20 protein-coding genes are annotated in these 24,889 nt (G+C 70.1%); 9 read left to right on the top strand and 11 right to left on the bottom strand.

The window, feature by feature from the left end:
* Nucleotides 1-39: 39 nt before the first annotated feature.
* A complete protein-coding gene (locus tag FGD71_RS44875; protein ID WP_119106377.1) occupies nucleotides 40-825 on the bottom strand; it encodes an SGNH/GDSL hydrolase family protein in 786 nt (261 codons plus the stop codon).
* Between the two features lie 90 nt (nucleotides 826-915).
* Here FGD71_RS44875 and FGD71_RS44870 point away from each other — a divergent pair, with 90 nt between their 5' ends.
* A complete protein-coding gene (locus FGD71_RS44870) occupies nucleotides 916-1,647 on the top strand; it encodes a TetR/AcrR family transcriptional regulator (RefSeq protein ID WP_119106376.1) in 732 nt (243 codons plus the stop codon).
* On the opposite strand, the gene FGD71_RS44865 is transcribed toward FGD71_RS44870, so the two are convergent.
* The gene (locus FGD71_RS44865; RefSeq protein ID WP_119106375.1) at nucleotides 1,627-2,463 is read right to left on the bottom strand and encodes a helix-turn-helix transcriptional regulator; all 837 of its coding nucleotides are present in this window, start codon (nucleotides 2,461-2,463) and stop codon (nucleotides 1,627-1,629) included. The genes FGD71_RS44870 and FGD71_RS44865 overlap by 21 nt on opposite strands.
* Before the next feature lie 202 nt (nucleotides 2,464-2,665).
* On the opposite strand from FGD71_RS44865, the gene FGD71_RS44860 reads away from it, so the two are divergent.
* Entirely contained in the window at nucleotides 2,666-3,520 is an 855-nt protein-coding gene (locus tag FGD71_RS44860; RefSeq protein WP_119106374.1) for an NAD-dependent epimerase/dehydratase family protein, read from the top strand.
* Between the two features lie 48 nt (nucleotides 3,521-3,568).
* Here FGD71_RS44860 and FGD71_RS44855 read toward each other — a convergent pair whose 3' ends face one another.
* Genes FGD71_RS44855 through FGD71_RS44845 form a run of 3 tightly spaced genes read right to left on the bottom strand, consistent with a single transcriptional unit; the run spans nucleotide 3,569 to nucleotide 6,353 of the window.
* Nucleotides 3,569-4,912: a GH1 family beta-glucosidase gene (locus tag FGD71_RS44855; RefSeq protein ID WP_181359403.1), complete on the bottom strand. Its 1,344-nt coding sequence runs from the start codon at nucleotides 4,910-4,912 to the stop codon at nucleotides 3,569-3,571.
* Nucleotides 4,913-4,958: 46 nt separating this feature from the next.
* Nucleotides 4,959-5,225 (bottom strand): protealysin inhibitor emfourin, encoded by a 267-nt coding sequence (locus tag FGD71_RS44850; RefSeq protein WP_119106372.1) that lies wholly within the window; start codon nucleotides 5,223-5,225, stop codon nucleotides 4,959-4,961.
* A gap of 57 nt (nucleotides 5,226-5,282) precedes the next feature.
* Entirely contained in the window at nucleotides 5,283-6,353 is a 1,071-nt protein-coding gene (locus tag FGD71_RS44845) for a M4 family metallopeptidase (RefSeq protein WP_119106371.1), read from the bottom strand.
* Between the two features lie 362 nt (nucleotides 6,354-6,715).
* On the opposite strand from FGD71_RS44845, the gene leuA reads away from it, so the two are divergent.
* The 5 genes from leuA (at nucleotide 6,716) to FGD71_RS44815 (ending at nucleotide 13,718) form a co-directional block, all read left to right on the top strand.
* Nucleotides 6,716-8,437, top strand: coding sequence for a 2-isopropylmalate synthase (gene leuA, locus FGD71_RS44835; protein WP_119106370.1), 1,722 nt, complete (start codon nucleotides 6,716-6,718; stop codon nucleotides 8,435-8,437).
* Between the two features lie 173 nt (nucleotides 8,438-8,610).
* Entirely contained in the window at nucleotides 8,611-9,321 is a 711-nt protein-coding gene (locus tag FGD71_RS44830) for a TerB family tellurite resistance protein (protein ID WP_420878407.1), read from the top strand.
* Between the two features lie 186 nt (nucleotides 9,322-9,507).
* Entirely contained in the window at nucleotides 9,508-11,634 is a 2,127-nt protein-coding gene (locus tag FGD71_RS44825; RefSeq protein ID WP_119106368.1) for an MMPL family transporter, read from the top strand.
* Nucleotides 11,635-11,766: 132 nt separating this feature from the next.
* Nucleotides 11,767-13,050: a sensor histidine kinase gene (locus tag FGD71_RS44820; RefSeq protein WP_119106367.1), complete on the top strand. Its 1,284-nt coding sequence runs from the start codon at nucleotides 11,767-11,769 to the stop codon at nucleotides 13,048-13,050.
* Between the two features lie 2 nt (nucleotides 13,051-13,052).
* A complete protein-coding gene (locus FGD71_RS44815; RefSeq protein ID WP_181359402.1) occupies nucleotides 13,053-13,718 on the top strand; it encodes a response regulator in 666 nt (221 codons plus the stop codon).
* 66 nt (nucleotides 13,719-13,784) lie between these two features.
* Here the strand turns inward: FGD71_RS44815 and FGD71_RS44810 are convergent, their stop codons facing one another.
* Complete coding sequence (locus tag FGD71_RS44810) at nucleotides 13,785-14,531, bottom strand: IPT/TIG domain-containing protein (protein ID WP_119106365.1); 747 nt, start codon at nucleotides 14,529-14,531, stop codon at nucleotides 13,785-13,787.
* Nucleotides 14,532-15,183: 652 nt separating this feature from the next.
* Here FGD71_RS44810 and FGD71_RS49825 point away from each other — a divergent pair.
* A complete protein-coding gene (locus FGD71_RS49825) occupies nucleotides 15,184-16,224 on the top strand; it encodes an ice-binding family protein (RefSeq protein WP_219925812.1) in 1,041 nt (346 codons plus the stop codon).
* Between the two features lie 316 nt (nucleotides 16,225-16,540).
* Nucleotides 16,541-17,851, top strand: coding sequence for an IPT/TIG domain-containing protein (locus tag FGD71_RS44800; RefSeq protein ID WP_119106363.1), 1,311 nt, complete (start codon nucleotides 16,541-16,543; stop codon nucleotides 17,849-17,851).
* Nucleotides 17,852-18,062: 211 nt separating this feature from the next.
* Here the strand turns inward: FGD71_RS44800 and FGD71_RS44795 are convergent, their stop codons facing one another.
* From FGD71_RS44795 to FGD71_RS44770, 5 genes are all read right to left on the bottom strand, one after another.
* Entirely contained in the window at nucleotides 18,063-19,565 is a 1,503-nt protein-coding gene (locus tag FGD71_RS44795) for an NCS1 family nucleobase:cation symporter-1 (RefSeq protein WP_119106362.1), read from the bottom strand.
* 249 nt (nucleotides 19,566-19,814) lie between these two features.
* Nucleotides 19,815-20,750 (bottom strand): dihydrodipicolinate synthase family protein, encoded by a 936-nt coding sequence (locus tag FGD71_RS44790; protein ID WP_119106361.1) that lies wholly within the window; start codon nucleotides 20,748-20,750, stop codon nucleotides 19,815-19,817.
* Between the two features lie 8 nt (nucleotides 20,751-20,758).
* Nucleotides 20,759-21,913: an oligopeptide/dipeptide ABC transporter ATP-binding protein gene (locus tag FGD71_RS44780; RefSeq protein ID WP_240437071.1), complete on the bottom strand. Its 1,155-nt coding sequence runs from the start codon at nucleotides 21,911-21,913 to the stop codon at nucleotides 20,759-20,761.
* Nucleotides 21,910-23,928, bottom strand: a complete 2,019-nt coding sequence (locus FGD71_RS44775) for a dipeptide/oligopeptide/nickel ABC transporter permease/ATP-binding protein (protein WP_119106360.1) — start codon at nucleotides 23,926-23,928, stop codon at nucleotides 21,910-21,912. The genes FGD71_RS44780 and FGD71_RS44775 overlap by 4 nt, the downstream gene beginning before the upstream one ends.
* Nucleotides 23,925-24,887, bottom strand: coding sequence for an ABC transporter permease (locus FGD71_RS44770; RefSeq protein ID WP_119106359.1), 963 nt, complete (start codon nucleotides 24,885-24,887; stop codon nucleotides 23,925-23,927). Before FGD71_RS44770 ends, FGD71_RS44775 begins: the two co-directional genes overlap by 4 nt.
* Nucleotides 24,888-24,889 lie beyond the last annotated feature (2 nt).

Here is a 24,889-nt window from a genome sequence, read left to right as displayed (position 1 = left end):
CGCCCCCAGACCCCCGTATCGGCCTGAACGGCCTCGTCCTCAAACGCCGGACGGGCTGGGTATGTCAGCCCCTCCGGCGTTTGAAGGGATGGGACGGGTCGGGGCGGCGGGGGCGAGAACAGCCGGGAGCGTTGCCTCCGTCAGTGTGGCCAGGCGGGATGCCAGGACGCGGGCCCAGGCCCGGTAGCCGGCCGGTGACGGGTGGAATCGGTCCGCGGCCAGCCAGTCACCGGGGAACTCGGGCGGGCCCCCGGACGGCAGATGGAAAACGGCGACTCCCCTCGTGGCCGTCGTCCTCAACTGCCGGTCCAGGAGCCCGATGTAGAGGCCGAGCGGCCCTCGGACCCGGCGGGGCAGGGAGCTCAGCCGGGCGATGGTCGGCAGGCCCGCGAAGACCATGGGCACGTCCTCGCCGAGCCGCAGGCGTACGTCCCTGACCAGCCGCTCCGCGTCATGGCGGAACGCACGCGGCCGGCGCAGCCGCATCGCGTCGTTCGTGCCCGCCACGACGACGACCAGGTCCGGCCGCCAGCGGGCCGCCGGGTCGGTGAGCCCCGGCAGCATCCCCCGTCGCACCGCCGCAAGCGTCGCCCCCGCCTTCGCCGCGACCCGCCACGACACCGCCCGCCCCGTCATCGCGGTCAGCGCCTCCGCGAGCTGCCCGGCCATCGCCTCCCCGTGGCTGGCGGCCCCCACGCCCGCCGCCACCGAGTCACCGAGCACGGCCAGCCGTAACGGCGGTTCCTTGCCCTCGGTCGTCCCCGAGTCGTCCCCGGCCGCCTCGGGCAGCCGTACCAGGCGCCCTCGCATGCCCTTCGCGAACATTCCGAACCCCTTCCCGTCCCCCGAGGCCCCCGAGCAGGGGCACGCACGGCCATAACGCCGTTATGACAATAACAACGTTATGCTGCGCTCGTGTCAACCGAGAACCACGAACCCGCACGACCCGAACCGCCCGCCGGGCCGGAAACGCCCGCACGACCCGCACCGCCCGGCCGGAAAGCGGGCGAAGCCCGCCGGGACGCCGCCGCGCTGCGGCGCTGCCTCCTCGACGAGGCCGCGCGTGTGCTGGCCGAGGAAGGACCCGCCGCGCTCAGCGCCCGTCGCCTGGTGAAGGCGGTCGGGGCCTCAACGATGGCCGTCTACACCCACTTCGGTTCGATGCCCGCGCTCGTACGCGAGCTGATGCGCGAGGGTTTCGACCGGTTTCAGGCGCGGGTCGAGGAGGTCGGTCAGGGCAGCGACCCCGTGGTCGAGCTGGCCGGACTGTGCCGCGTGTATCAGGAGTTCGCGCGGGCCGAGCCCGACGTGTACGCCGTCATGTTCGGCGGCTCGGTGCTCGCCGGGTTCCAACTCACCGACGAGGACCGGCAGATGGGCGCACGCGTCCTGCGCTACCCGCGCGACGCGATCCGCCGCTGCATCGTGGCCGGACGCTTCCGCGCGGACGCGGACGCCGACCTCCTGGTGCGCCAGCTCTTCGTGCAGATGCATGGCCTTGCCCAACTGGCCCACGCCGGCTACATCCTGGGCGGCTACTCCCCGGACGACGTGCTGGCCGGCGGGCTGCGGGGCTTCGCGACGGCGGCGGGAGACGACCCCGACGCCGCAGCGCGCTCCATCGCCTCAGGGCTGCGCGGCCGGTGACATGTCCTGCAGGCCCACCACGCGCAGGAGTTGAAGGCGTTCGTACGCCTCCGTGCCGGGCCGTGCCGTGTGCACGATCAGCAGTTGGTCCTGACCCGGGACCAGCATGACCTCGCAGTCCAGCTCCAGCAGCCCCACCAGCGGATGCCGGAAGCGTTTCGTCGCCGACCGTCGCACCGCCACCTCGTGCGCCTCCCACAGCCGCTCGAACTCCTCATCGGCAGCCCGGAGTTCGGCCACGAGCCGCGCCGGACCCGGGTCGTCGGGGCGGGCCGCGGTGACGGCGCGCAGGTTGGCGACATGGGAGCGGGCCAGCTCGGGGTGGTCCTCGGGCGGGAACAGCGCGCGGGCGCTCGGGTCGGTGAAGAAGCGGCGTACGACGTTGTGCCCCTCCGCCTCGCCCGCAAGCGCGACAGCCATCGCGTTCTGGGCGAGCACCTCGCCGTAGTCGCTCATCACCTGCGCGGGCGCGTCGTGCAGCCGGTCGAGGATCAGCAGCAGGCCCGGGCGTACGTGGTCCGGGGCGGTGCCGGCACGCGGCGGCTGTTCGCCGGCCAGGTGGAAGAGGTGGTCCCGTTCGTCGTCCGTGAGCCGTAGCCCACGGGCCAGGGCGCCGAGCATCTGCCGGGAGGGGTGCGGGCCGCGCGACTGCTCCAGCCGTGTGTAGTAGTCCACGGACATGCCCGCCAGTGCCGCCACCTCCTCGCGGCGCAGACCCGGCGTACGGCGCCGTGGGCCGGCGGTCAGGCCCACAGCGGCGGGTTCCAGACGGGCGCGGCTGCGGCGCAGGAAGTCGGCGAGTCCAGGTCGGTCCACGGCTCCAGCGTGCCCCGGCGCGCCCCCGTTATCCAGGCACTGCCGATCCCTGGATCGAGAGGTCTCTCCCGCCGTGCGGCTCCCCGTCCCAGGCTGACTGCACCAGATCGGCGGCGCGCTCACGAGATCGCTGACGAGATCACTGACGAGATCACTGACGAGATCGCCGCCGAGATGATCACTGACGAGAGAGGAACCGATGATGCTGACACTGGTGACGGGGACGACAGGTCAGGTCGGCCGGCGTTTTGTGCCCCGGCTGCTGGCGCAGGCCCGGCCCGGCGACGAGGTACGGGTCCTGGTCCGAGACGAGGCGCGGGCCGCCGGCCTCGCCGACCTGGGCGCGCAGGTCGTGACCGGCGACCTGCGCGACACCGGGACGCTCGGCAAGGCGCTCGCCGGGGCCGACGCGGTGGTGAACATCGCGGCCGCGTTCCGGGGTGTGCCGGACGAGGAGGCGTGGGCGGTGAACAGGGACGCGGCCCTGGAACTGGGACGCGCGGCGGCCGCCTCGGGCGTACGCCGATTCGTCCAGGTCAGTACGAACCTCGTGTACGGCACTGGCCGGGGCCGCCCGCACACGGAGACCGACCCGGTCGTGCCCGGCGGGCCGATGTGGGGCGCGTACTCACAGTCGAAGGCCGAGGCGGAACAGGGCCTGCTGGCCATGGAGGACCTGGACGTACGCGTCGGCAGGCTCGCCTTCGTCTACGGCGAGGGGGACCCCCACCTCGCCCAGTCGATGCGGTGGGCGGCGCACTGGGCCGCGACCCAGCGGCTCCAGATGGTGCACCACGCGGATGCGGCCCAGGGACTGCTGCGTCTTCTGCGGGCCCCGGGCGCCGACGGCCGCGTCTACAACATCGCTGACGACGCCCCCGTGACGACGGTCGAACTGCACCAGCTCAACGGGCTGGAGGTCCCGGACGCGCTGCACGGTCAGGAAGACACCGACCCCTGGCTGGGCATCGTCTCCACCGACCGCATCCGCCACGAACTGGGCTTCCGGCCGCTGTACCCCAGCGTGTGGACGGCCCGCGACGCGGGCGCGCTGTAGTGAGCCCACCCCAGCGCGTACCCCGCACGCACCCCGCGCGCCGCCACGTCACCCCTGCGCCCGCAGCACGTCCCGGAGCCACCCGTACGACGCCTTCGGAGTCCGCTCCAGCGTCTCGAAGTCGACGTGGACGAGGCCGAAGCGCCGCGCGTACCCCTCCGCCCACTCGAAGTTGTCCAGCAGCGACCACACGAAGTAGCCCCGGACGTCGACGCCCGCCTCCATCGCGCGGTGCAGTGCCCGGATGTGGCCGTCCAGGTAGGCGATCCGCTCCTGGTCGTCGATGCCCTCGTAGGAGCAGCCGTTCTCCGTGATGACGACGGGCGGCAGCCGGTCGCCGTACCGCTCGGCGAATCCCGTCAGCAGCTCCGTCAGACCCTCCGGCACCACCGGCCAGCCGAAGTCCGTCACCGGGCGGCCTTCGATCTCCCGTACGGAGAAGGGGAGTTCCGCGGGCATCGTGACACCGCCGAACTCGATCTCCGAGCCCTGCGGGGCGCCCACCCTCGTCGGCGCGTAGTAGTTGATCCCGTACCAGTCGACGGGCTCCGAGATGACCTTGAGGTCCGCCTCGATGTCTCCGGGCTCTCCGGGCATCAACGCGTCGATCCCCTCCGGGTACCGGCCGAGCAGCAGCGGGTCGGCGAAGAGCTGGTTGAGAAGGAGGTCGTAGAAGCCCGCCGCCTCCAGGTCGGCGGGCTCCTCGGACGCCGGCCACGTCGGGCCGTGCGAGTTGGCGATCCCGATGTCCGCGACTCCGGCGGCACGCAGCGCCCGTACGGCGAGACCGTGTGCCAGCAACTGGTGGTGGGCCGCCGGCAGCGCGTCGAACATCAGCTGCCTGCCCGGCGCGTGGGTGCCGAGCGCGTGGCCCAGCAGGGTGTGCTCGGCGGGCTCGTTGAGGGTGATCCACTGGTGGACGCGGTCGCCGAGGCGTTCGACGACGACGGCGACGTACTCGGCGAAGCGCTCGGCCGTGCCCCGGTTCAGCCAGCCGCCCGCCTCCTCCAGCGACAGCGGCAGATCCCAGTGGAAGAGGGTCGGGACGGGCCGTACGCCTGCCGCGCACAGCTCGTCCACCAGCCGGTCGTAGAAGTCGAGGCCGCCGGTGGACTGCACCCGGGGCCAGGAGACGGAGAAGCGGTACGCCCCCACGCCGAGCTCGCGAAGGAGCGCGACGTCCTCGGCGTAACGGTGGTAGTGGTCGCAGGCCACCGCCGCCGTGGAGCCGTCCTTCACCCGCCCCGGTGTGTCCGTGAAGGCGTCCCACACGGAGGGCTCGCGGCGGCTCGCCGCGCCCTCGATCTGGTGGGCCGAGGTCGAGACGCCCCACTGGAAGCCGGCCGGGAACTGAGGTATCGGATGCGGATTCGTCGCCATGCGCGCGATCATCCGTACCGCGGGTAACGGAAGTCAACGGCCGGGCGGGAACTACCCGTTACGCTCCTTCCTTCAGCACCCGGGAGATCAGCTTGCGCTGTTCCTCCGTCAGCCGGGGATCCGAGCAGTACACCGTCTGCCCGTCCACGGTGATCTGATAGCTGAACCCGTCCGGGACGCCGATCGGCGGCGTCCGGCGGCCGTCGGCGACGGCCCGCTCGGCCAGATCGTGCCACTCCTGGGCATCGGCCCGGCCCGACGTCTCCACCGCGGCATGACGGTCGATACCCGCGAATCCGCCTGTGCGCTTCACTTGGATACGCATGGTTCCTGTCTAGTACGAAAGAGTCCGCCGGGCCACTTCTGGGCCATCGCCCCAGCGTCAGGCCGTGGTGACCTTCACCGTCTCCCAGGCCTTGGTGACGGCCTGCAGTTCCTCGCCCTCGCCGTACGAGGCGCGCGCCGTGGCCACCGTCAGCGTCGCGAAGTCGGAGAAGCTCGCTCGCGAGTCCAGCTCTCCGCCGGTGAGCACCTCGTACCAGATATGCCCGGCGCGCTCCCAGGCGTGGCCGCCGAGGGCGGTGGCGACGAGGTAGAAGGCGTGGTTCGGGATGCCGGAGTTGATGTGCACGCCGCCGTTGTCGCGGCCGGTGCGGACGTAGTCGTCCATCGTCGCGGGCTGCGGGTCCTTGCCGAGCACATCGTCGTCGTACGCGGTGCCCGGCGCCTTCATGGAGCGCAGCGCCTTGCCGGTGACGCGCGGCGCGAGCAGGCCGGCGCCGATCAGCCAGTCGGCGTCGGCCGCGGTCTGGCCGAGCGTGTACTGCTTGATGAGCGAGCCGAAGACATCCGAGAAGTGCTCGTTGAGCGCGCCCGGCTGCCCGAAGTAGGTGAGGTTCGCCGTGTACTGCGTGACGCCGTGGGCGAGTTCGTGGCCGATGACGTCGACGGGGATGGTGAAGTCGAGGAAGATCTCGCCGTCACCGTCGCCGAAGACCATCTGCTCGCCGTTCCAGAAGGCGTTGTTGTAATCCTCGCCGAAGTGCACGGTGGCGTTCAGCGGCAGCCCCTCGCCGTTGATCGAGTTGCGCTCGTACGCCTTCAGGAACAGCTCGAAGGTCGCGCCGAGGCCGGCGTACGCGCGGTTGACCGTGGCGTCCTTGCCGGGCTTGTCACCCTCGCCGCGCACCTTCTTGCCGGGCAGGTCCTGCTTGTGCCTGGCGTCGTGGATGGTGCGCTGGGGCTTGTCGGCCGCGGCGCCCGCGGGCGGGGCAAGGGCGGGCGCGCCCACGACCGTGGTCATCCGGCGGTGGGTGCGCTCGAATGCGTCACGCTCCAGTGTGCGGCGTGCGGGGCGGGCGAGCGCGGGGTCCTCGGCCTGGGCCAGGGTGTCGAGGACGTGGGGCGGCACGATGGTGCAGAAGACAGGCTCGAAGCCTGGATTGGCGGTCATGCCCGGCAGATTTGCACTCAGTCATGACGTTGTCACTAGCTGCAACCATGATTGGTGAAATGTGAGGATAAGGAGCCCGAGGATCCTGCGGGATGTGGTATAGAGCACTTTTCATCCCTTTTGTTCTGGCGGTCCCGCATACTGATACAGCCCCTCGCGCGGCGCGAGGCTCGGTTAGGCTGCGGAGCATTATGCGTTTCGGGCTGCTTCTCCTTAGCTGCCGCGGCGAGGGCCTGTAGTCGAGGCCGACCCCCTCCCCGCGGAGTTCGGTGTTGCGCTACGACCCGTCGGCCGTCCCTCTCAAGAAGATCCGGAAGGATCCGCGAGAGGATCCAGCGGACACCCCGAGGAGCTCACGCATCATGGCGAACCGCCAGCAGCCCACTTCCATGCCGATCCACAGGTACCGCCCGTACGAGCAGGTCGACATCCCCGACCGCACGTGGCCGGACAACCGGATCACCACCGCCCCCCGCTGGCTCTCCACCGACCTGCGGGACGGCAACCAGGCCCTGATCGACCCCATGTCGCCCGCGCGCAAGCGCGAGATGTTCGATCTGCTGGTGAAGATGGGCTACAAGGAGATCGAGGTCGGCTTCCCCGCCTCCGGGCAGACCGACTTCGACTTCGTACGCTCGATCATCGAGGAAGAGGGCGCGATCCCCGATGACGTCACGATCTCCGTACTGACCCAGGCCCGCGAGGACCTGATCGAGCGGACCGTCGAGTCCCTGGTCGGCGCCAAGCGTGCCACCGTGCACCTCTACAACGCCACGGCCCCCGTCTTTCGCCGGGTCGTCTTCCGCGGCTCCAAGGACCAGATCAAGCAGATCGCGGTCGACGGTACGCGGCTGGTGATGGAGTACGCCGAGAAGCTGCTGGACGAGCGGACCAGCTTCGGCTACCAGTACAGCCCCGAGATCTTCACCGACACCGAGCTGGACTTCGCCCTGGAGGTCTGCGAGGCCGTCATGGACGTCTGGCGGCCCGGCCCGGACCGCGAGATCATCCTCAACCTGCCCGCCACCGTGGAGCGTTCGACCCCCTCCACCCACGCGGACCGCTTCGAGTGGATGAGCCGCAACCTGTCCCGCCGCGAGTACGTCTGCCTGTCCGTCCACCCGCACAACGACCGCGGTACGGCGGTCGCTGCCGCCGAGCTGGCGCTGATGGCCGGCGCCGACCGCATCGAGGGCTGCCTGTTCGGCCAGGGCGAGCGCACCGGCAACGTCGACCTGGTCACCCTGGGCATGAACCTGTTCTCGCAGGGCGTCGACCCGCAGATCGACTTCTCGGACATCGACGAGGTCCGCCGCACCGCCGAGTACTGCAACCAGATGGGGGTCCACGCCCGCCACCCGTACGTCGGCGACCTCGTCTACACCTCCTTCTCCGGCTCCCACCAGGACGCCATCAAGAAGGGCTTCGACGCCATGGAGGCGTCCGCCGCGGAACAGGGCAAAACGGTCGACGACATCGAGTGGGCGGTCCCGTACCTGCCCATCGACCCCAAGGACGTCGGCCGCTCCTACGAGGCGGTCATCCGCGTCAACTCGCAGTCCGGCAAGGGCGGCATCGCGTACGTCCTGAAGAACGACCACAAGCTGGACCTGCCGCGCCGGATGCAGATCGAGTTCTCGAAGATCATCCAGGCGAAGACGGACGCCGAGGGCGGCGAGGTCACCCCGAAGGACATCTGGGCGATCTTCCAGGACGAGTACCTGCCGAACCCGCAGAACCCCTGGGGCCGTATCCAGGTACGCAACAACCAGAGCACCACGGACCGCGACGGTATCGACACACTCACCGTCGAGGCCGCGGTGGACGGCACCGAGACCGTGCTGGTCGGCACCGGCAACGGCCCGATCTCCGCGTTCTTCCACGCCCTGCAGGGCGTCGGCATCGACGCCCGCCTGCTGGACTACCAGGAGCACACGATGAGCGAGGGTGCCTCCGCGCTGGCCGCCTCGTACATCGAGGTCGCGATCGGCGACAAGGTGCTGTGGGGCATCGGCATCGACGCGAATACGACACGTGCGTCGCTGCAGGCGGTCGTGTCGGCGGTCAACCGCGCGACGCGATAAGCCCGCCCACCTGCCGTTTCTCCGGTCCCGTCCGCCCCGCAGGCGGGCGGGACCGCGGCCGTTAACCGGCCATGTCTGCGGGCGGTCGTACCCCGGGTACTGACTCCGGGTCGACGATGTGGCTAACATCACGCCATCGCGGCGATGTTGCCGCGAGGTCAAGGAGGTGCGACGTGCTGCCAGGATGGGGACGGAACAGCCGGTTTGTCCGCGCCCGCGCGCTCGGCGTTTCACGCATCCTGGGAACCCGCACCGCGTGGACCACCGTCGGCGACGGCGAGTTCTTCTGCCCCGGCTGCGGAGGCGACCGCAACTACCAGCGTCTCGCCGGCCGCCGCCGCTTCACCTTCCTCGGTATGCCGGTCCTGCCGCGGGGCGACACCGGGCCCGTCGTCGAGTGCGCCGCCTGCTGCCACCACTTCGGCGCGGACGTCCTCGACCACCCCACCACCACCCGCTTCTCCGCGATGCTGCGCGACGCCGTCCACACCGTCGCCCTCGCCGTCCTGGCCGCGGGCGGCACCAGCTCGCGCACGTCCCTGGAGACGGCCGCCCACGCCGTGCGCTCGGCCGGCTTCGGCGACTGCACCGAGGAACAGCTCGCCGCGCTCGTGGAGGCCCTCGCCGCCGACACCGGCCGGGTCCACGGCGGCCACTGCGGGCCGGGACTGGCGATAGAGCTCCACGAGGCGCTGGATCCGCTGGCCCCGCACCTCGCGCCCACCGGCCGCGAGGGAATCCTGCTCCAGGGCGCCCGCATCGCCCTCGCCGACGGCCCCTACACCCCCGCCGAACGCGACGCCCTCGCGACGGTCGGCGCGGCGCTGACGATCCCCGCGGACGACGTGACGAGACTGCTGGCAACGGCGCGCACGCCGTCGTGACCGCAGCGCGCACGCCGTCGTGACCCCGCCACCAGTCCCGGTGCCCGCACTACTCCCCGGGGAGTAATCCGCCCCCCTTGTCACCCCCGGCAGTACACGCGACCTCGCACTCCCGCCCGACGAAACCGGCTCCCTCCGCCGGAAGTCTGGAACCGGACCAGACACCCACCGGAGGGAGACCCGTCAATGGGGGCCGGAGAGACGACCACGACGCGAACGGGGCGGCGGCGCGCAGTGCCCTGGCTGGTGCTCGGGCTGTGGGTGGCCGCGCTGGCGTTCGTGGCGCCGTTCGCGGCGAAGCTCGCCGATGTGCAGCACGACCGGATCACCGACTACCTGCCGGCGAACGCCGACTCCACTCAAGTGGCCGAGATCCAGGACCAGTTGCCGGGCGGTGAAACCACCGAGCTGGTGCTCGTCTACCACCGGGACGGCGGTCTGACCGCCGCCGACCGGGCCACGGCCGCCGAGCAGGTGGAGAAGATCGCCGGGGAGCACGAGCTGATCGGCACCCCGCGGGGGATTCCGTCCGAGGACGGTACGACCCTGATGTACCCGGTCGCCAGCAACGAACCCGGGACGGACGAGGACCTGCGGGACGAGCTCGTGGGCGACGTACGCGAAGTCGCCCAGGGCGAGGGCGGTCTGAGTGTCGAGGTGGGCGGCTCCGGCGCGCTCGCCACCGACGCCTCCGAGGTCTACAACTCGCTCGACGGGCCGCTGCTCTACACCACCGTCGCCGTCGTCGCCGTCCTGCTGATCCTCATCTATCGCAGCCCCGTGCTCTGGCTCGTGCCACTCGCCGTAGCGGGAATCGCCGACTTCATGTCGATGGGCGTCGCCTACGGGCTCAACCAGGCCTTCGGGACCACCATTTCGGGGCAGAGCTCGGGCATCATGACGATCCTCGTGTTCGGCGCGGGCACCGACTACGCGCTCCTGCTCGTATCGCGGTACCGGGAGGAACTGCGGCGCGTCGAGCGGCCGTACGACGCCATGGTCGCCGCCCTGCGCGGCTGCGGGCCCGCCGTGCTCGCCTCCTCCGGCACGGTCGCCGCCGGACTGCTGTGCCTGCTCGCCGCCGACCTCAACAGCAGCCGGGGCATGGGCCCGCTCGGCACGGTCGGGGTGTTGTGCGCGCTCATGGCGATGCTGACCCTCCTTCCCGCGATCCTCGTCCTGCTGGGCCGACGCGTGTTCTGGCCGCTCGTGCCCGCGTTCGGGAGCGAGGCCAAGCAGCGGCGGAGCCTCTTCGCGGCGATGGGCAGTTCGGCCGGACGCAGGCCGCTGGCCGTGCTCGCGAGCGGCGCCGTGCTCCTCGGCGCGCTCGCCCTGGGAGCGTTCAACCTGCCCGGGTCGCTCAAGCAGGAGGACTCCTTCGTCGACAAGCCCGAGGCCGTCGCCGCCATGGAGACCCTCGCCAAGGCCTACCCCGAAAGCGGCACCCAGCCCATCGACGTGATCACCCCGAAGGGCCGTGCCGACGAGACGCTCGCGAAGATCCGGGACACACGCGGCGTCGACAGCGCCGAGAAGGGACGTACCTCAGACGGCTGGACCGAGATCTCCGTCATGGCCACGGCCGCGCCGCAGTCGGCGGCGGAGACCGCCACCATCGAGTCCCTGCGGAAGGGGCTGAAGGGCTCGTACGTCGGCGGGGTGAGCGCCCAGCAGATCGACCTGGAGAACACCAACTCCCGCGACACCAAGATCGTCGTACCGCTCGTCCTCGCCTCCGTGCTGCTCATCCTGATCGCCCTGCTGCGCAGCCTCGTCGCGCCCCTGCTCCTGGTGGTCGCCGTGGTCGCGGTGTGGGCCGCGTCGCTGGGCATCGGCGGACTGATCTTCGGCCCCGTCTTCGGCTTCGAGGGAACCGATCCCGGGCTCGGACTGCTCTCCTTCGTGTTCCTGGTGGCCCTCGGCGTCGACTACGGCATCTTCCTCATGCACCGGATGCGTGAGGAGTCCCTGTCCGGCGAGGAACCCGTGGCCGCCGCGCTCACCGCACTGCGCACGACGGGAGGCGTCATCGCCTCCGCCGGCCTCGTCCTCGCGGCGACCTTCGCGGTGCTGACGAACATGGGCCTGGTGGCGCTGGTCGAGCTGGGCTTCGTGATCTCCGTGGGAGTCCTGCTCGACACCTTCCTCGTACGGACGTACCTGGTGACCAGCGCCAGTGTCGCGCTGCGAGAGAAGGTGTGGTGGCCCGGCCGCCTCTCCCGCGAACCGGGTCCGGCGCCGGGGCAGGGTCAGGGGCCGGGGCAGGGTCCGCAAGAGTCCGCGGAGGACTCGAAAACAGTCACCGTCGCCTAGTCCCTGGGGACTTGGGTGCCCCTTCCCCGCCGGAAGGGGCACCTCCTACCGGAAGATGGAGCCGTGCAGGAACGGGCAGCAACGACCACAGCACCCCGGGACGCGGTACGCCCCCGGCGGGGCGAGCGCATCATGGCCGCGATCAACCGCGACCCGCTGACCGCGCCGCACCGCACGCGCAACGACGCGCTGCTCGCGGTCGGCGTCGCCGTGCTCGCCACGGCCATCGCCCTGCTCGGCGACAAAGGGCCCCTGCCCGACGCGCTCGGCTGGGCCTTGCTGCTCACCGCACACGTGCCCCTCGTGTGGCGGCGCCGCCATCCGGTGCTCGTCCTGCTCGCGGCGCTGGTCTGCGTCGCTCCGTACCACGCCCTCGACAACAACCACGCCGCGCCCATCCCCGCGACCATGCTGGTTCTCTACACGGTCGCGGCGACCGGCACGGCGCGCCGTACGCTGCTCACCGGCGCCGCCGTCCTCGGCGTGACGCTGATCATCAACGCCCTCACCAACCCCGACGGAGTGCTGGAGGTCCTGCGGATCTCCGGCTGGGTCATCGCGGTCCTCTTCTGCGGCATCGACGTCCGCTACTACCGCCAGTACGTCGCCTCCATCGTCGAGCGAGCGGTACGCGCCGAACGCACCCGTGAGGAGGAGGCCCGGCGCCGGGTCGCCGAGGAGCGGCTGCGCATCGCGCGCGACCTGCACGATCTGCTCGCCCACAGCATCACGCTCATCGGCGTGCAGACCTCCGTCGCCGCCCATGTCCTGGCCGCCGACCCGGACCGCCTCGACCGCGAGGCCGTCGCCAAGGCGCTCGACGACATCGCCGACACCTGCCGCGGGGCCCGCGGTGAACTCCGCACCACCCTGGAGGTGTTGCGCGCCTCCGAGCACGGTGACGGGCGCGGGCCCCTGCCCGGACTCGACGGTGTGGCCCACCTCGTGGAGGCCGCCCGGCTGGCGGGGGCGCGGGTCGAGTCGTCCGTACGGGTGGACCACGCGCCGCCCGCCGTGGGCGCCGCCGCGTACCGCATCGTGCAGGAGTCCCTGACCAACTCCGTACGGCACGGAGGGCCGGGGCTGACGATCCGTGTGGACCTGTACGAGAAGGACGGCTCGCTGCGTGTGTCGGTCACCGACGACGGCACCGGGCAGGCCTCGGCCTCGGATGGCACCCCCGGGTTCGGGCTGGTCGGGATGCGTGAGCGGGCCCGGAGCGTGGGAGGCACGCTGGACGCCGGGCCGCGGTCCGGCGGGGGTTTCGAGGTGAGCGCGGTACTGCCGGTGCAACCCGTGGCGTCCGTGCCCGTACCGCCCATGCTGCCGGTACCGGCCGAACCCGTCGGCACAGCCGAACCCGTCACCACACCCGAACCCGTTGAACCGTCCGCGCACCGAGAAGAGGCCCGATAACCATGATTCGCGTCCTGCTGGCCGACGACCAGACCCTCGTGCGGGCCTCCTTCGCGATGCTCGTCAAGTCGGCCGGGGACATGGAGGTCGTGGCCGAGGCGGGCACCGGGCGGGAGGCCGTGGAGCTGGCCCGGTCCGCGAGGGCGGACCTCGTTCTGATGGACATCCGCATGCCCGACCTCGACGGCGTCGAGGCCACCCGGCTCATCGCCGCCGACGAGGATCTCGCGGGGGTCAAGGTGCTCGTCCTGACGACGTACGACACCGACGAGCACATCGTCGAGGCGCTGCGGGCCGGGGCTTCCGGCTTCCTCGTGAAGGACATCAGGCCCGCCGAACTCCTCGACGCCATCCGCACGGTGGCCGCCGGCGAGTCGCTCCTCTCGCCCGGCCCGACCTCCCGCCTGATCGCCCGCTTCCTGCGCGCCCCGCACGCCATGGCTCCCGCGACGGGCGGACCGGACGGGCTCTCCGAACGGGAACGGCAGGTCCTGACGCTTGTCGCCCGCGGCCTCAACAACATGGAGATCGCCGACGCGTTGGGACTGAGTCCGCTCACGGCGAAGACCCATGTCAGCCGGATCATGGGGAAGTTGGGGGCACGGGACCGGGCGCAGCTGGTGATGGTGGCGTACGAGTCGGGACTGGTGACACCGGGGGAGGGCTGAGGCCCCGGCCCTGAAGGTGGGTCATGTCACCGGCGCCCGGTCAGGACCGGGCGCCGGTGACACCGGTCAGATGGCGGGGTTGCTGATGTAGGTGAAGCCGTCCACCGCCGTGGCGGAACCACCCGGGTTGGTCACCACCACGTCGACCGTTCCGGCCGCAGCGGCCGGCGCGACCGCCGACAGGGTGGTCGCGTTGATGGCGTCGAACGGCGCGTTGACGCCGCCGAAGGTCACCGACTCGGTCGAGCCGAGGTTGGCGCCGACGATGGTCACCGCAGTGGCGCTGGTGGTCGACCCCTCGTCGGGGGTGATGCTGTCGATGGTGGGGGTGTCGACGTAGGTGTAGGACAGGCCGTTGTTGGTGCCGCCCGCGGTGGTCACGCTGACCGAGACCGGCCCGGGCCCCGCGCCGGCGGGCACGGTGACGGTGAGCTGGCTGTCGGACACCACGGTCGGGGTGGCGGTCGTCCCGCCGAAGGACACGCTGGTGGCGGTGGACAGGCCGGTGCCGTTGAGCGTGAGGGTGTTGCCGCCGGCCATCGTCCCGGAGGTCGGGCTGATCGAGGACTTGAACGGGGCGCCGACGTAGAAGAACGACACGGGGTTGCTGGTCCCGCCCGCCGTGGTCACGGTGACCCCGACGGTGCCGGTGCCCGACGGCGATACGGCGGTGACCTGGGTCGGGGAGACGTTGGTGACGCTCGTGGCCGGCTTGCTGCCGAAATTCACCGCGCTGGTGCCGCTCAGGTTGGTGCCCGTGATGGTCACCAGCGTGCCGCCGCCGGTGGAGCCCTGGTTCGGAGAGATAGGCATGAGGATGCTCCTCGCTGGACGAGAACGGATGGACGCAGAGAACCGGCCGTACGGCCTTGTCGCCGGTCCGTACCTGGGGGGCCACGAGCGTGTGATCCCTCCCCCGTGGAGGGCAGCCAGGCGTCGCCATGACAACTGCCGCGTCCCTGTGCGGAGGCAGGGAAAGAAAAACCGGCAGGCGCCGCCCTCTACCACGCTCCCCCGGTACGGGATGGGCGGCCCACCGGTTCGCTATCTGAAGTGACCCATACAGCCCCACGCGTGACAAGGGAGTAACAGGCGGACCACCCGAACGGCCGAGCGCACACGCATCACAAACCTGGATTCGGCGAGAACATCACGCGCTCCCACGGCACATGAAGAATTCGGTCAGCCGACGGGCGCTTGGCAGGATCACTCGGACGGATACCCGGAAGTGGAACTCGACAGTGATCTCATATACACGGGCGTTGTCCTCCCGGACGACTGTCGACCGCCATGCATGCCTCTGTGCGTTGCTGCTTTTCCGTTCGCCCTGACGCCGTAGTGACTCCGGGAATGAATTTGGAAGGCCATATGAATGCCAGAAACTAGCCGCCCTGCTGCTCCTTTGCGTGAATGGCGGCAGCTGAGAGCCTTCACCGCACTGGTCGCCGGTGCTCTCCTGACGTGTTTGGCAGGGCTTGTACTGACCTCCGGACAGGCACTGGCCGTTGCGACCCCGGTGGATCTGGCGAGCGCCAAGGGTTACGCAATCCTGGCCGGCACAGGTGTCGCCAACACAGGCAACAGCATTGTCCAGGGTGATCTCGGAGTCAGCCCGGGAAGCGATGCGACCGGCTTCCCGCCGGGAATCGTGTACGGCGCGACCCATACGGCCGACGCCATCGCGGCGCAGGCACAGACGGACCTTGAGAACGCGTACGACGACGCGGCGGGCCAGGCCCCGGATGCAAACATGGCGGGGGACATCGGTGGGAACACTCTGACTCCAGGCGTCTACCATGCCGCCGGTCCTCTGAGCTACACCGGGACGCTGACGCTGGATGCCGGGGGAGACCCGAACGCGGTCTGGGTGTTCCAGCTCGACTCGACTCTGACGACCGGCACGAACAGCTATCTCGAACTTCGCAATGGCGCTCAGGCGTCCAACGTGTTCTGGCAGGTCGCCGACACCGCCACACTGGGCGCCGACTCGTTCTTCCAGGGCACGATCATGGCGGTGAACTCGATCTCCCTGGAATCGGGAAGCTGGATCCACGGCGGTGCGTTGTCGCGTGAAGGCAGCGTGACCTTGGAAAACTCCGTGATCACCCTCAACGGCCTCGTCGGTCCGCCCGGGCCGGCCGGAGCCACGGGATCGGCAGGACCTGCGGGACCTTCCGGACCGGCTGGACCCACCGGAGAGGAAGGAGCCCAAGGATCCACCGGACCGCGAGGTCCGCAGGGAGAGACCGGTCCGGCCGGCCCCCGTGGTCCGAGAGGTGTCCCGGGCAGTCGTGAGACCTCTCATCCCCGCCCTCCGCACGGGCACTCGTCCGACGACGACGATGACCATCACAGGCCGGAGGGCGCCGACCACATGGCAGAGACCGGTCCGGAGGAGTATGTCGTTCCCGGTGCGATCTCCGCGGGCGCGATCCTGCTGGGCGGTTGGATTGTGTACGCGGTCCGGAAGAGGCGGACGTCCGCGGACAGCGACTTCGACATCTGATGCGGCGCATTGGTAATGCGCTCACCCATCTGAGTGATGCTCGGTCACTGACGTTGTTCAATGACGGCTCCCTATGGGTTACTCAATTATCCGAACCGGTGGGCTGCCCGTCCTCTCCGGGGGGAGTGGCAGTCAGCGTCGAATGCGGATCTGTCACGATGGGCGCCCCCGAGAGGTGTTTGGGTAGAACCAGTCGGTGCCGGTGGTGACTTCATGGGCCACCCGATGCACGCGGCAATGCAGTGCGTGGGCCCGCCTTCCGACCCATCCTCGGCGTGCGTTCCGAGGACGATCCCCTTCTCGAAGGAGGTCCGGCATGGCCAAAACAGACAAGGCACCGACAGCAGGAGCGCGTCCTTCAGCGGTACTGGCCGCCCCCGTCATCAATCTGAGCAGCCCTGTCTCCGGCGTAGCCGGGACGACCGTCACACTGACGGGCAGCGGCTTCACCGGCGTCACCGCGGTCAAATTCGGAGCCGCTTCCGCGAGTTCGTACACCGTGGTATCCACCACCAAAATCACCGCAGTGGCCCCCGCCGGCTCAGGAACGGTCCAGATCACGGTGACCACCACCGGCGGCACCAGCAACGGCATCGGCTTCACCTATACGATCGCCACCCCCGTGATCAGCGCTGTGGCACCCGTCAAAGGGCCGACGTCCGGGGGCAATACGGTCACGCTCACCGGGACTTCCTTCAACGGCGCCACGCAGGTCCGTTTCGGCAATACCACGGCCGCATTCGCTGTGGTCTCCGCGACGCAGATCACTGCCACAGCACCGGCCAGGGCCGCGGGCACAGCCAACATCACGGTGGTGACGCCGGGCGGGACGAGCAACGGCATTCCCTACACCTACGTCGTCGCTCCCACACTTGCCGCCGTGACTCCCAACCAGGGCCCCCTGGCAGGCGGCAATGCCGTCGTACTGACCGGGACCGGACTGGACGGCGCCACACAAGTCCGCTTCGGGACCGCCGGCGCCGCCTACACGGTGGACTCCGCAACCCAGATCACCGCGACGGTTCCCGCCGCAGCCGCAGCCGCCGGCGACGTCGCCGTCACCGTCGTCACCCCGGGCGGCACCACATCCGGCAACGTCTACTACCACTACCTGCCCGATCCCGCCGTCTCCGTGCTGACCCCCTCGGCCGGACCCACCGCAGGGGGCAACGCGGTCACACTGACCGGCTCCCACCTCCTCGCGGCCACCGCTGTCAGCTTCGGCGCGACACCGGCCATGACGTTCACGGTCGTCTCCGACGACGAGATCGACGCGGTCGCACCCGCTCAGGCAGCCGGAACCGTCACCGTCTCCGTCACCACACCGGGCGGCACCAGCAGCAGCGCCGCCTACACCTACCTCGACCCGCCGACACTCAGCGGTGCGGCACCAGACCAGGGACCGACCGCGGGCGGCAACACCGTCACCCTCACCGGGGAAAACCTCACCGCGACCACGGAAGTCCGCTTCGGTACCGACCTCGCCGGATTCACCGTCGTCTCCGACACCCTCCTCACCGCTGTCGCGCCTCCCGGCCCCGCCGGAACCGTCAGCGTCACCGCCACCACCCCGGCCGGAACCAGCACCAGCACCCCGTACACCCGGCTCTCCCCGCCCGGCATTTGAGAAGGCGGCCAAGCCGCCAGGCCGGCTCTGGCAACACGCGCAACGGCAGCCGGTCCGACCTCGGTCAGCGAGGTCGGACCGGGATTACCGAGGTCGGACCCCGGTCGCCCTCGACGCGCCTACAGCCCAGGCCAGTGCCCTCCAACTCCATGGCTCTCAGGCCCGGTTGCTCAGTTCAGATCGGCTGGAGCACGGTCGGCGCCGTAGCCCGTCAGCGCAGCGATGCGCGCACCCAGGCACTTCCACGCATGAACAGGTAGTGCAGTGCCCCGCCAAGGGCTGCCCCGATGATCCATGCGAACCCGGTCAGGTCGCTCATCGCGGGATCCCATACCGTGGAGACGGAGAAGATCGCGGCGAGGCCGAACGCTGCGAGCGCCCTGACGTTCCAGCCCCTGTTGTAGTAGTAGGTGCCGTCCGGCTCGGCCGTGAACAGGTCCTGCACGTTGAGCCGCTGCTTTTGGATCAGGTAGTAGTCGATCACCACGATCCCGTAGAGCGGCGCCAGCAGCGCGCCCAGTGTGTCCACGAACTTCGCGAGTCCCAGGTGGCTGATCACGGGTATCCACAGCGCGCCGACGACGAACGCGACCAGCGCCGTGATGACGCCGCCGCCACGGGCGCTGATGATGTCGGGGCTCGTGTTGGTCAGGTCGTAGGCGGGCGGGATGAAGTTCGCAACCAGGTTGATCCCGACCGTGGCGGTGAAGAAGGTCAGCGCTGCGATGATCGTCAGCCAGGTGTTGTCGACCCGATCCACGATGTCGGAGGGGTTGGTCAGCGGCTTCCCGAACAGCACTCCCGTGCCGGCGGTTATGACCAGGGCCAGGTACGAGAAGAGCGCGAGGCTGACCGGCAGTCCGAAGAAGTTCCCCCATGCCATCTGCCGCTCGGTCTTGACGAACCGGGAGAAGTCACCGTAATTGATGATCACCGCGGCGAAGTAGGCCACCATCGTGCCGACCACGCTCACGAACGCCGAGACCGACGTGCTGTCGTCGCCGCCGGACCCTGCGAAGATGTTGCCGAGTTCGGTCAGCAGACCGCTTCCCGCCTCATTCCAGATGATCGCCGCCAGCGCGATCATGACCAGGTAGACCAACGGGCCGGCCCAGTTGAGGTAGCGGGTGATCCAGTCGATGCCCCGCAGGAACAGCCCCAGCTGGAACACCGCCACGATGACATAGGAAATCCAGCCGACGGAGCTCATGCCGAGGAAGTTTCCGCTGCCCGTGTATCCGGTGGTCGCGGTGATCAGCAGTGCGATCGCCGTGGAGGCGAAGTAGGTCTGCACGCCGTACCAGAAGATGGCGACGGTGGCCCGCACCAGTGCGGGGAACTGCGCACCGCGTACGCCCATGCCGGCCCGGGCCATGACCGGGTAGGGAATGCCGTACTTGACGCTCGGCTTTCCCATCAGGTTCACCAGCAGCATCACGATGAACCCGGCCAGGATGATGCCGGCGAACACCCACCAGCCGTTCAGGCCGGAGGTCGTGAACAACGTGGCGGCCAGGGTGTAGCCGAAGAGGCTATGAATGTCGCTCGACCAGACGTTGAAGATCGAAAACATGCCCCACTTCCGCTTCTTGTGCGGCAGTGGGGCAAGGTCGTCGTTGTACAGCGTTGGATCAGGGTCGGTGACGGTGAGCGGATCATGATCTGCTGCGGATACTGCGTGATCGGTGGAGTGGCTGCCATCGCGGAGCGACATTTTTACCTCGTGGGGACGTCGTCGTTGCTCACGGGCTCTCCGGGGGGATAGAGAGGGGCGGGGGCTGCTGAGCCCGCCGTGTTGTGTGTGTGGGGGGGGAGAGAACCCGGCTTCCGTGGTGCGGATTCGATCATTCCGCATGCCGCAGGGGCAAGGCCCTGCGGGCCTTGTGTACGAAGCTGTAACGCTGGGTGGCTTGCGGGAGAAGGCAGTCCTGCTCGGCCGGTCCCACGACGGACTGACCTACCCTCAGAGCAGCCCGGCCCCGGCGAGGTACTTGCCCACCCGTTCCACCTCGTCCGGTGACAGAGGTACCTGGGGTTCCGCCGTTACCGAGCAGTCAATCACCCCCCGTAGACGCAGCGCCGCCTTGAACGCCCCGAGCGCCGACGAACTCCCGCCCATCCGCCCCGGATCCCCCACCCGCACCATCTCGAACAACGCACACAAACGCTCCTGCTCCGCCCGAGCCCCCTCCCAGTCCCCCTCCCGGCACAACCGGTACAACCGCACATACCCCTCGGGATCCACGTTCCCCAGACCGGGCACGGCCCCGTCCGCACCCATCGCCAACGCGGTGTCGACCACCAGCTCGGAGCCCGTCAGCACACTGAACCCGGAGACGGCGGGACGCGTACGCGCACCCATCACGACGGCCCGGAACCCGCCCGCGTCCCCGCTGGAGTCCTTCAGCCCGGCCAGCACCCCGTCCGCGGCGAGCTCCAGCACCAGCTCCGCGCCGAGCTTGGAGTGGACGGACTGGGGAAGGTCGTACGCGAAGACCGGCGCCGGGGACCGCGAGGCGATCAGCCGGAAGTGACGGTCGATCTCCGCCGGATGCGTACCGGTGTAGAAGGGCGCGGTGACGACCACCGCGTCGGCGCCCGCTTCCGTGACGTACCGGACGTGGTCGAGTACCCGAGGCGTCGTCATGTCGATGGCCCCGGCGAGGACGGGGAGCTGACCGGCGACGTGAGCGACGACGGTGTCGACCACGAGCTTGCGGTGACGGTCGGTCAAATAGGCCGCCTCGGACGAGGATCCGAGCACGAACAGCCCGTGCACCCCGCCCGCCACCAGATGATCGACGAGCCTGATGAGCGAGGGTACGTCCACCTCGCGGTCCGGTGTCAGCGGAGTGCAGACGGGCGGGACGACACCGGCCAACGGGGCGGGAAGGGTCATTGAGGCTCCTAGGATCGCTTCAGAACCGGAACAGTGGCGACAGCCTGCGCGACGAGGTCACGTGTCGACTGCCCGTCCTCCACAGGATGGTGGCACCGGAAGCGATGCCCGGGCCTCGACACGGCCGCGTCCGCACCCGGCCTCGCGCCCGCGCCCGCGCCTGCGCCCGCGTCCGCATCCGCGTCCGGGTCTGCGCCCGCGTCCGCATCCGCGTCCGGGTCTGCGCCCGCGTCCGCGAAGCCGGGCATGACCTCGGCGCACAGGTCGTCGGCCTTCCAGCACCGCGTACGGAACGGGCACCCGCTCGGCGGCCGGGTGGCCGACGGCACCGGCCCCACCAGCGGAATCGGATCGATCGGATCGAGAAGCCCGGGCGTCGCGGAGAAGAGCGCGCGGGTGTACGGGTGCCGGGCCCGGTCGGTGACCTCTTCGGCCGGGGACTCCTCGACGATACGGCCGAGGTACATGGTGATGACACGGTCGCTCATCCTGCGCACCGTCTGGATGTCGTGCGAGACGAAGACGAGGGCCAGCCCCAGCCGCTCCTTCAGGTCCAGGAGCAGATTCAGGATCTGGGCGCGTACCGACACGTCCAGCGCGCTCGTCGGCTCGTCCGCGACCACCAACTCCGGGTCGAGCGCCAAGGCCCGTGCGATGGCGACGCGTTGCCGCTGGCCGCCGGACAGCTGCCCGGGCAGCGCTTCGGCCAGTACGCGCGGCAGTCCGACGAGGGACATCAGCTCCCGGACCCGTTCTTCCCGCTGCCGGACCGTCCCCCGCTTGTGCACGTCGAGCGGGTCCCGCAGGATCTGCCGTACCGTCAGCCGCCGGTTCAGGGCCGTCGACGGGTCCTGGAAGATCATGCCGGTGCTGCCGCCGACCGCGGTACGCCGCTCGGCCGGCTGCATCGTCCACAGGTCGCGGCCGCGGAAGGACACCGTCCCGGAGGTCGGCCGCTGCACACCCACCAGCACCTTGGCGAGCGTCGACTTCCCGCAGCCGGACTCGCCGACTACGCCCACCGTCTCGCCGGGCGCGAGGGTGAGATCGGCGCCGGTGAGGGCGTACACACGATCGCGCGCGAACAGACCGCCGGTGCGCGCCTTGTGGACGACGTGGGTGTCCGACAGCGCGACAAGTGAGGGAGGGAGGGGAGGGGTCACTGAACGCTCTCGCTTCCCGTCGGCTCGGTCGTGGGCAGCGCGATCGCCGGATGGTGGCAGGCGACCTCGTGGCGGCGGTGCGGGCCCGCCAGCCGGGGTGCTGTCGTGCGGCACACCTCGGTCGCCATCGGGCACCGGTCGGCGAACCGGCAGCCCGCCGGGAAATCGGCCGGTGAGGGGACGACGCCCTTGATCTGCGTCATCCGCTCGGACGCCGACTCCAGGGAGAGGACGCTGCCGAGCAGCCCGCGCGTGTAGTGGTGGGAGGGCGACTCCACCAGGTCCGCCGTCACCCCCGTCTCCACGATCTGGCCGCCGTACATCACGACGACCCGGTCGGTGACGTCGGCGACGAGGGCGAGGTCGTGCGAGACGAGGATCAGCGCGAAGTCGAGCTCCTCGCGCAGCCGCAGCAGCAGTTCGATGATCTGTGCCTGGACGGTGACGTCGAGGGCGGTCGTCGGTTCGTCGGCGACGATCAGCCTGGGGCTCCGGGAGAGCGCCATGGCGATGAGGACGCGCTGGCGCTGGCCGCCGGACAGCTCGTGCGGATAACTGCGCAGGGTGCGCTCCGGGTCGAGGCCGACCAGTTCCAGGAGTTCGGCGCCCGTGCGGGTGCCGCCACGCCGTACCACCTGCCCCAGCTGGGCGCGGATCGTCATCGCCGGGTTGAGGGACGACAGGGCGTCCTGGTAGATCATCGCCATCTCGTGGCCGAGGAGCCTGCGGCGCACCCGCATCGGTTCGCCGACCAACTGCCGCTGGCTGAAACGCACATGACCGCGTATCCGGGCCCCTTTCGGCTCCAGGCCCATCACCGCGAGCGCGGTCAGCGACTTGCCGCAGCCCGACTCGCCGACCAGGCCCAGGACTTCACCGGGCTGCACCTCGAAACTGATGCCGTCGACGATGTCCACGCCCCCGTGCCGTGCGTCGAAACCGATGGCCAGGTTCTCGACGCTGAGGACGGGGCGGCCCTCGGGGAGGGGGCGGGCCCGCGTCCGCAGCCGCTGGGCCGCCTCCGTCAGCCCCGGCAGTTCCAGCACCTTCCCGCTGCCCGGCTCGGGGGCTTCGAGACGGTCCTCCTCCAGCGCCGCGCGCGTCGCCTCGACGTCCCGCGCGGCAGGTGCGGCCCACGCGTCCGACACGCCCTCCGAGAGGACGTTCAGCGACAGCACGGTGATCAGCATCAGCAGCCCCGGGAAGACGGTCGCCCACCAGCCCCCGGTCAGCACCATGTTCTTGCCGTCCGCGATGACACTGCCCCAGGACGGGTCCGGCGGCCGGACGCCCGCCCCGATGAACGACAGCGAGGCCTCGAAGACGATGGCCTCGGCGACCTGCACCGTGCAGAACACCAGTACCGGAGCAGCGCAGTTGACGGCGACGTGCCTGAGCACGATGTGCGGCGTGCGCGCGCCGATGACCCGCTCCGCGGTCACATAGTCCTCGCCGTACTGGTCCATCACATTGGCCCGTACGACCCGCGCGATCGGCGGCGTGTAGAGGAACGCGATGGCGCAGATCAGGACCGGGATACCGCCGCCGAACACCGCGACGAGCACCGCCGCGAGCGCGATGCCAGGGAACGCCATGACGACGTCCAGGCAGCGCATCAGCGTCTCGTCGACCGCCTTGCGGGAGGTCGCCGCGACGGCGCCGAGGAGCGCTCCGCAGACGAGCGCGAGCCCGGTCGCGCCCAGACCGATCGCCAGCGACCAGCGGGCCCCGTACATCAGCCGGCTGAGGATGTCGCGGCCCAGGCTGTCCTGGCCCATCCAGTGCTCGCCCGAGGGCGCGCCCTCGCCGTTGCCGTTGTCGACCAGAGGTGCCTGGTCGAGCGGGTCGTACGGGGCGATCAGCGGCGCGAGCAGGGCCGTCAGGACGACGATCCCGATGACGACGACGGCGATCCGCGAGATCACCGGAAGCCGGGTGAACCCGCGCAGCCGGATGCCGGGCCGGGAGAGGGCCCCGGCCATCCGCGCACGCGACAGCGGCCCCGTGTGCCTCATGCTTCGGCACCCCTCAGGCGCGGGTTGACCAGCAGATGGAGGATGTCGAGGACAAGGTTCACGATCACGAACCCGAAGGCGGTCGTCAGCACGACGCCCTGCACGACGGCCGGATCGCCGTTCTTCACGGCGTCGATCATCAGCTTCCCCATCCCCGGCAGCGAGAAGATCGTCTCGATGACGACCGCGCCGCCGAGCAGATAGCCGACGCGCAGCCCCAGTACGGTCAGCGGGTTGATCAGCGCGTTGCGCAGGACGTTCCGGCCGACCACGACCACCGGCGGCAGACCGCTGCCGATGGCCGTCCGTACGTAGTCCCGGTCCAACTCCTCGACCACGGCCGTCCGTACGATCCGCGTGAGCTGCGCGGCGACCGGCAGCGACAGTGCGAACGCGGGCAGCGTCATGGTCTTCAGCCAGCCGCTGAACGAGTCACCCGGGTTGATGTAACCGCTGGTCGGGAACCAGCCGAGGTCCACCGCCAGGTACTGGATCATCAGCAGCGCCAGCCAGAAGCCGGGCGCCGCGACACCGGTCAGCGAGACGACCCTGATCAGCTGGTCGGGCAGCCGGTCCCGGTAGATCGCGGCCGTGACCCCTCCGACCAGGGCCAGCACCACCGCGATGCCGAGCCCCATGAAGGTCAGCTGCAGGGTGAGCGGCAGCGCGGTGGTCACCTGCTCGACGACCGGCGCCCTGGTCAGCGCGCTCACGCCCATGTCGCCCCGGACCAGATCCCCGACGAAGTCGGCGTAGCGCACCGGGAGCGGGTCGAGCAGCCCGTTGCGCTCCCGGAAGTCGTGCAGCTGCTGCTCGGTGGGGTTCGCGCCCTGGAAGTACGCGGAAGCCGGGTCGCTGTCCGAGAACCGCATCACGAGGAACACGAACAGGACGATCCCGAGCATCAGCGGTACGAGCAGGGCGAGGCGGCGGGCCAGAATCCTGGCGATCGCGACCAACG

Origin of the sequence: Streptomyces sporangiiformans, from assembly GCF_005768555.2 — a bacterium.
GTDB lineage: Bacteria > Actinomycetota > Actinomycetes > Streptomycetales > Streptomycetaceae > Streptomyces > Streptomyces sporangiiformans.
The sequence above is the reverse complement of the archived record's forward strand: the minus strand, read 5'-3'. Positions and strand labels throughout refer to the sequence as shown.

Bases quoted from the DNA above. Each gene is read 5' to 3' on its own strand.
- FGD71_RS44875 (WP_119106377.1), bottom strand. From the start codon at position 825: ATGTTCGCGAAGGGCATGCGAGGGCGCCTGGTACGGCTGCCCGAGGCG.
- FGD71_RS44860 (WP_119106374.1), top strand. From the start codon at position 2,666: ATGCTGACACTGGTGACGGGGACGACAGGTCAGGTCGGCCGGCGTTTT.
- FGD71_RS44855 (WP_181359403.1), bottom strand. From the start codon at position 4,912: ATGATCGCGCGCATGGCGACGAATCCGCATCCGATACCTCAGTTCCCG.
- FGD71_RS44850 (WP_119106372.1), bottom strand. From the start codon at position 5,225: ATGCGTATCCAAGTGAAGCGCACAGGCGGATTCGCGGGTATCGACCGT.
- FGD71_RS44845 (WP_119106371.1), bottom strand. From the start codon at position 6,353: ATGACCGCCAATCCAGGCTTCGAGCCTGTCTTCTGCACCATCGTGCCG.
- leuA (WP_119106370.1), top strand. From the start codon at position 6,716: ATGGCGAACCGCCAGCAGCCCACTTCCATGCCGATCCACAGGTACCGC.
- FGD71_RS44825 (WP_119106368.1), top strand. From the start codon at position 9,508: ATGGGGGCCGGAGAGACGACCACGACGCGAACGGGGCGGCGGCGCGCA.
- FGD71_RS44820 (WP_119106367.1), top strand. From the start codon at position 11,767: ATGGCCGCGATCAACCGCGACCCGCTGACCGCGCCGCACCGCACGCGC.
- FGD71_RS44815 (WP_181359402.1), top strand. From the start codon at position 13,053: ATGATTCGCGTCCTGCTGGCCGACGACCAGACCCTCGTGCGGGCCTCC.
- FGD71_RS44810 (WP_119106365.1), bottom strand. From the start codon at position 14,531: ATGCCTATCTCTCCGAACCAGGGCTCCACCGGCGGCGGCACGCTGGTG.
- FGD71_RS44800 (WP_119106363.1), top strand. From the start codon at position 16,541: ATGGCCAAAACAGACAAGGCACCGACAGCAGGAGCGCGTCCTTCAGCG.
- FGD71_RS44795 (WP_119106362.1), bottom strand. From the start codon at position 19,565: ATGTCGCTCCGCGATGGCAGCCACTCCACCGATCACGCAGTATCCGCA.
- FGD71_RS44790 (WP_119106361.1), bottom strand. From the start codon at position 20,750: ATGACCCTTCCCGCCCCGTTGGCCGGTGTCGTCCCGCCCGTCTGCACT.
- FGD71_RS44775 (WP_119106360.1), bottom strand. From the start codon at position 23,928: ATGAGGCACACGGGGCCGCTGTCGCGTGCGCGGATGGCCGGGGCCCTC.